This window comes from Actinomadura sp. 7K534, assembly GCF_004348575.1.
GTDB lineage: Bacteria > Actinomycetota > Actinomycetes > Streptosporangiales > Streptosporangiaceae > Spirillospora > Spirillospora livida.
Map to the genome: position 1 here is coordinate 1 of NZ_SMKB01000338.1, position 6,118 is coordinate 6,118.

Here is a 6,118-nt window from a genome sequence, read left to right on the forward strand (position 1 = left end):
GGGCGGGCGCGACCGCGGGCGGCGGGCCCGGCGCGTCCTGTGTCGGCTCGGGCACCGGCGCCACCGGACGGTCGCCGCCCGCGGCGCGCTCGGCGGCCATGTGGGCGCGGGCCGCCTTGATGATGTCCCACGCCGAAAGCTCGTCGGTCGACGGCGGGGTGTGCATCGCCGGGGACGTCAGCTCCGCCGCGACCGCCTGCGGCACCGCGAACCCCGCCGCCGGCGGCGCGACCTGCGCCAGCCTGCACCACGTCAGCCCCAGCGTGTAGGTGGTGGCCAGCAGCGCGGCCAGCGCGTCGGCGTCGCCGCTGCGCAGCGCCTCCGGCAGCCGCCCGTCGCGCGGCCACAGCGACCGCAGCGGGCTCGCCGGGTCGTTCAGCACCGCCTGCAGCGTTCGGGCGCTGTCGGGGTCGAGCCACCGCTGCAGTGCAGGCAGCGCGGCCGGCGCGGCCTGCAGGTCGGCCGCCAGCACCGCGACCCCCGCGCGGCGGACCTCGTCGTGGCCGCGGCCGGGAGGGGCGGGCCGCGGGCCGGTCAGCCCCGCGACGATCTGCTGCAGGTCGTACAGGGCCAGCCGCAGGAACTCGCCGGGCGCGGTGTCGCGGAGCATCGGCGTGGCGAACTCGGCGGGGCAGCGGCGCCGCCACTCCTGCAGGATCGCCTGCGGCCCGTACCGGACGGTGGCCATGTCCTGGTTGACCATCCGCAGCGACGCCGCCGTCACCGCCGCCAGCGCGTCCGCGCCGGGCCGGAACCGGGCGTCGGCCTGCAGGCCCGCGGCGACCTCGTACATGACGCGGGCGACGTGCGCGGCGCCGCCGCCGTCACCGGCGCCGAGGCGGTGGATGTAGTAGCCGGCCAGGGTGGCGAAGTCGGGCGGCATCATCCAGTGCAGCTGCTCCGCCGAGGTCGTCAGGAACGGGACGAACGACTCGATCAGCGGGTTCTCGGTCAGCACCACCGGGGACCCGGCGCACCACAGCAGCGCGCCCCACGCGGCGGCGACGGTGCTGGGCGTCCCGGGCTGGAACATGGGGTCGCGCTGGGTGAACTGGTTCGGGTCGACCGCGAGCGCGGTGGTGAGGGCCTGGGAGATGCGCGCCACGACCGCGGTGTCGGGCACCGGGCCGAGGAACCCCAGCGGCGCGACCCGCCCGGCGGCCAGGTCCGGGCCGGTGGGGAACAGCTGCGGCGGGACGGGCGGCGTGCCCGCCCCGGGTGGCGCGGGCACCGCGACGCGGCGGTCCTCGAACGCGGGCGGCGGGGGGCAGGGGTGCCAGGTGCCGTCCAGGCCGCACCGGTACCAGCGGCCCCACGCCCCGAACAGCCACCACTCGCCCGCGCCCCACAGCATCCGCGCGGCGATCTGGCCGGCGCGGTCGGCGGGCGGCGCGGTCTGCCACCAGGGGGAGGCGACCAGCTCGCGCACGTTGCCCTCGACCGATGCGAACAGGTCCCCGCTCGGCCCGCCTCCGGTTCCGCCGGGCCCCGCCCCGGCCGCCTGCCAGCTCATCCGGCGAATAGTAGTCCCACCGGGTCGCCGGTCCGGCATCGCCGCAGTCACGTCCCTGTATCGCCGCTCGCGCCGCGTCCCGGCGCGCCCGGGCCGCGTCGACGTGTAAGGAGTGTTATGGCAGGATGCTCCTTGCGGGAGCGGGTGGCGCGACGGGGGTGAGGCGTGGGGCCGGCGGGCGGTGCGGCGGGTGACGCGGCGCGCACGCGCGCCTGGGGCGTGGGCCTGGTCCTGGCGTCCTCGGTGTGCTTCGGCGCGTCGGGCCCGTTCGGCAAGGCGCTCATCGAGGCCGGGCTCGGCCCGCTGCAGGCGGTGTGGCTGCGGATCGCGACGGCGGCGCTGGTGCTGGTCCCGGTCGCGGTGCTCCTGCGGGGCCGCGCCGCCGCCCGCGGCCTGCGCCCCCACCTGCGGCTCCTGGCCGTCTACGGGCTGACGGGCGTGGCGGGCTGCCAGGCGTTCTACTTCGTCGCCGCGTCCCGCCTGCCGGTCGGCGTGGCGATCCTGCTGGAGTTCAGCGGCCCGGTGATCGTGCTGGCGTGGCTGCGGCTGGTGCGCCGCGTCCCGGTGCACCGCGCCGCCGCCGCGGGCGTCGCGGTCGCCATGGCCGGGCTGTCCATGGTCGTGCAGGTGTGGGCGGGCCTGTCGCTGGACCCGCTCGGCCTGGCCGCCGGGCTCGGCGCCGCCGCCTGCCAGGCCGCCTACTTCCTCATCGTCGACCGCCTCGCCGGGCAGGTCGACCCCCTGGTCATCACCGCCTCGGGCACCGCCGTCGCCGCCGCCGCGCTCACCGTCCTCGCCGCGCCCTGGGCGCTGCCGTGGGGCGTGCTGCCCGGGCCGGTCCCCGTCGCCGGGTTCACCGCGCCCGGCTGGACCCTCGTCGCCTGGATCGGCGTCGTCAGCACCGTCCTGGCCTACCTCGCCGGAGTCGCCGGGCTGCAGCGGCTGCCCGCGCAGGTCGGCGGCGCCCTGTGCTACACCGAGGCCGTCGCCGCCGGCCTCATCGCCTGGGCGGTGCTGGGCGAGCGGCTCACCCCCGCGCAGATGACCGGCGGCGTGATCGTCCTCACCGGCGCCTACATCGCCCAGCGCGCCGCCGCCCGCTCCACCGCCCCCGGCATCATCCCGGCCACCGCCGCGGACTCCGGGACGGGCCCGGGGACGGCGGCCGCGCCCGCCCTGGGACACTGAACCGCCGCCGAACCCGCCCCTGCCCGGCGGAAAGCACCGGCGGCGGGCCGCCCCGCGGAAAATGAGTGTCGGGGCGCTCACGATCATTCCTACACTCCATGGTTGCGGAGGCGAACAATCATGGACACCCCCACGCTCCTTGCCCACCTGCAGAACCACGACACCCCCCTCACCCTGCCCAGGGGAGGGACCCTGCACTGGGACGACGCGGACCTGCACCGCGCCGCGCACACCCTCGACCCCGAGGGCTACGCCCTGGCCGGCCTCGCCCCGGGCGTGCGGCCCTGGCAGCGCGCACGCGTGCTGCTGCAGATCCTCGCCGCCTCCCAGGCCGGGCTGGACGAGCGGGCCCGCGCCGTGCCGGCCCGCGTCGCCCGCGTGCTGACCCTCGGCCTGCCGCCGGCGTACGTCATCACCGTCCTACTCGCGCTGCGGCGGCTGCGCGCCAACCACAAGCACACCACCCGCACCGCGCTCCGGTTCGTCCTGGAGCACCCCGACGCCGACGCGCTCATCGCCGCGCGCCGCCCCGCCCTGCTCGACTGCTTCGAGCACGCCCTCGGCAAGGCCGCCGCCCGCGGCTGCGCCCGCCGCATCGGGGAGGGCGACACCGGCTCGGAGTACCTGCGGCGCCGGCTGCTGCGGTTCCTCACCGCGCCCGCCGCGGCGCCCGCCCGCGTCCGCGCCCTCTACGGCGCGCCCCAGCCCGGCCGCCACGACGGCCCGCAGGACGCACGGCAGGACGCGCTGCGGGCGGTGCCGCACGAGGCGCCGCTGCCCGTCGACGCCCCGCGCGAGCGGCCCCGGACCGTCACCGCCACCAACCGCGGCGACATCGCCGCGACCCTGGTCCACCTGTACCGGGGCGGCCCCTCCGAGGACCTGTACGCCGCGCTCGGCCGCTACGTCGCCGCCGCCGCGGCCGCGTTCCCCCGCTTCGAGGGGACCGTCGCGCTCGTGCTGGACGCCTCGGCGTCCATGCGCGGCTACGGCGACCGCGAATGGGCCGTGCTGTCGCAGGCCGCCGCGCTGCGGATGGTCCTGGCGCAGGTGTGCGCGCGGCTGGAGGTCGTCGAGGCCGGCGGCGACGAACGCGACCCCCGCGGCGCGACCGACCTGGCCACCGGCGTCCTGGACGCCCTCGGCACCGCCCCCGACCTGGTCGCGGTCGTGTCCGACGGGTACGAGAACCAGTTCCCCGGCGACCTGGCCCGCGTCGCGGCGACCCTGCCCCGCGCCGGCGTCACCACCCCCGTGGTGTTCTGCCACGCCCTGTTCACCGGCAGCGACGACCTCGCCCTGCGGACCCCCGCGCCGTCCCTGCCGCACCGCGGGTTCTGGCACCAGGACGACTTCGCCGAACTGCTGCCGTGGATGTTCGGGCACTGCGCCGCCGGCGCGCCCTGGCTGCGCACCGCGCTGCGCGCCCGCCTGGACGACCTCGACCGGCGGGCCGACGTCCTCACCACCCGCCTGGCCGCCTGACCGGCCCCCATACCGACGCGTCCCGCACCGGCGCCCGCGCCCCGCCCGCCGCCACCGGCGGGCGGGGCCGCGCCGCACGAACAACGGAAGGGAGCACCGCATGACGACGATGACGGCGCTCGACACCCTCGTCCCCGGCGCGCCCGGCCTGACCGGGCACCGCCTCGGCACCCCCCAGCAGGCCGGGGCGCTGACCATGGTGCCCGTCACCGGGCCCGCCGCCCCCGGCTTCACCCCGCCCCGCACCGGCCTGAAACTGTCCAGGGTCGCCGGGTACGGGCGGGTCGAGCTGGCCAACACCGCCGAGTCCGGCGTCGCGATCGTCCCGCTGCACATCGGCTACATCCAGGACCGCGCCCAGAACCACGCCCTGTGCCGGTCGGCGTTCCTCGCGCCCGGGCAGAGCCTGATGTTCGAGGACGCCTGCTGCGTCCAGGAGTCCCAGGGCGGCTACCTCGCCGACGCCGACCAGTGGTTCTTCGTCCTGCCGGTCGAGCTGCGCGCCCGCGCCCTGGAACTGCGCGGCGTCCACGGCTACGGCAAGCTGTGGGACGACATCGCCGCCCTCAACGCCCGCTACGGGCTCCCGCCCCGCGGGCACCTGGAGCAGATCCTGTCGCGCAAGCGGCCCGTGCTCACCCAGTTCCGCTCGCGGCTGGAACTCGCGCCCGGGCAGGTCGGCGCGCTCTTCTTCGTCGCCGGGGCCTTCGCCGGCCTGGAGATCGCGCCCGACCCCGGCTACTTCGCCGAGATGTGGCCCGCGCTGGTGTGCTTCGCCTACGGCGTCGCCGCCTGGCACGCCGAGCCCCCGCCCGCCGGCACCGCGCCCCTGGAGACCGACGGGGACGGCGGCGGCCTGGACAGCGTGCGCGGCGCCCTGGAAAGCGACCGCGCCGCCCGCCTCGCCGAGATCGCCGGCCGGCTCGCCGACGTGCCCGCCGGACCCGCCGAACTCCACGAGGAGGACCGCTTCCTCGACCTGCGGCTGTCCACCGTAACCGCCCCGCACCTGGCCGGGCAGATCGTCACCGGCGGCGGCCGCACCCTCTACGCGTCCCTGTTCGCCCGCTGACCCCCCGGGGCCGCCCCTGAAAAAGGGTTGCCCCGGGGGAGCGGCACCCACTTGAATCGGATGCGCGGGAACTGTGCCGGGCACGTCAGGCGGAACCCCGATTCCAGATCCGGGATTCGCGCGATGCCACGGTCATCGTCAGGCGACTACGAGCCTGACGGCGCGCCGGCCGCCTGTCCCGCCCCCTCCGCGCCGGACCCGCCCGCGCCGGTCCTGTCCGGGGCGGTGCCGTCCGGGGCGGCCATGAAGGGCTCCAGCGCCGACCTCACCCGCGGCGGCATCTCCCGCTTGGTCTTGGACGCCGGGTCGATGAACACGTGCCGCACCTCCCCGTCGGCGATGAGCCGCCCCTCCACCCGGAACACCGGCCGCACCACCATGCTCGTCACCCCCAGATGCGCCACCGGCATCGACACCTCCAGCAACTCGTCGAACCGGGCGCCCTCCCGGAACCGGATCCGCGCCTCGGCCACCACCAGGTCGTAGCCGTTGTCCACCATCTGCCCGTAGTCGCCGACGACCTCGCGCCACATCTCCGTCAGCGCCACGTCGTAGAAGAACAGGTAGTGGCCGTTGAACACCACGCCCTGCTGGTCGCACTCGCTGTACCGCACCCGCAGCCGATGCGTGAACACATCCCTCATACCGGGCATCCTGCCTCATCCGGTGAGGCGCGCTGCGCGGCCGCGCAGGTACCGCCGCTCCGGCACGCTCGTCGTCAGCCGCGCCGCCGCCCGGAACTCCGCCAGCGCCCCCGCACCGTCCCCCGCCATCTCCAGCAGGTGCGCCCGGACGGCGTGCAGCCGGTGGTGCCGCGCCATCCGCCCGTCGCCCGCCAGCGGCCCCAGCAACTCCAGCCC

At 77.0% G+C, this 6,118-nt stretch carries 5 protein-coding genes and 1 pseudogene; 3 read left to right on the forward strand and 3 right to left on the reverse strand.

What is annotated here, in order from left to right:
* Nucleotides 1-1,513: hypothetical protein (locus E1266_RS34740; protein WP_132054429.1), on the reverse strand; the 1,513-nt coding region annotated here is incomplete at its 3' end.
* A 165-nt stretch (nucleotides 1,514-1,678) separates the two neighbouring features.
* Here E1266_RS34740 and E1266_RS34745 point away from each other — a divergent pair.
* From E1266_RS34745 to E1266_RS34755, 3 genes are all read left to right on the forward strand, one after another.
* Nucleotides 1,679-2,701, forward strand: coding sequence for an EamA family transporter (locus tag E1266_RS34745; protein ID WP_132054431.1), 1,023 nt, complete (start codon nucleotides 1,679-1,681; stop codon nucleotides 2,699-2,701).
* 120 nt (nucleotides 2,702-2,821) lie between these two features.
* The gene (locus tag E1266_RS34750) at nucleotides 2,822-4,186 is read left to right on the forward strand and encodes a VWA domain-containing protein (RefSeq protein WP_132054433.1); all 1,365 of its coding nucleotides are present in this window, start codon (nucleotides 2,822-2,824) and stop codon (nucleotides 4,184-4,186) included.
* Nucleotides 4,187-4,286: 100 nt separating this feature from the next.
* A complete protein-coding gene (locus E1266_RS34755) occupies nucleotides 4,287-5,258 on the forward strand; it encodes a DUF6569 family protein (protein ID WP_132054435.1) in 972 nt (323 codons plus the stop codon).
* Between the two features lie 146 nt (nucleotides 5,259-5,404).
* Here the strand turns inward: E1266_RS34755 and E1266_RS34760 are convergent, their stop codons facing one another.
* Both E1266_RS34760 and E1266_RS34765 read right to left on the reverse strand, forming a co-directional pair.
* The gene (locus E1266_RS34760; RefSeq protein ID WP_165966327.1) at nucleotides 5,405-5,902 is read right to left on the reverse strand and encodes a thioesterase family protein; all 498 of its coding nucleotides are present in this window, start codon (nucleotides 5,900-5,902) and stop codon (nucleotides 5,405-5,407) included.
* Nucleotides 5,903-5,917: 15 nt separating this feature from the next.
* Nucleotides 5,918-6,118 (reverse strand): annotated as a pseudogene (locus E1266_RS34765) (RNA polymerase sigma factor); the annotation flags it as partial.

What these genes read in the sequence shown, in the direction of transcription:
- E1266_RS34760 (WP_165966327.1), bottom strand. Translation starts at nt 5,902, where the DNA reads ATGAGGGATGTGTTCACGCATCGGCTGCGGGTGCGGTACAGCGAGTGC.
- E1266_RS34755 (WP_132054435.1), top strand. Translation starts at nt 4,287, where the DNA reads ATGACGACGATGACGGCGCTCGACACCCTCGTCCCCGGCGCGCCCGGC.
- E1266_RS34750 (WP_132054433.1), top strand. Translation starts at nt 2,822, where the DNA reads ATGGACACCCCCACGCTCCTTGCCCACCTGCAGAACCACGACACCCCC.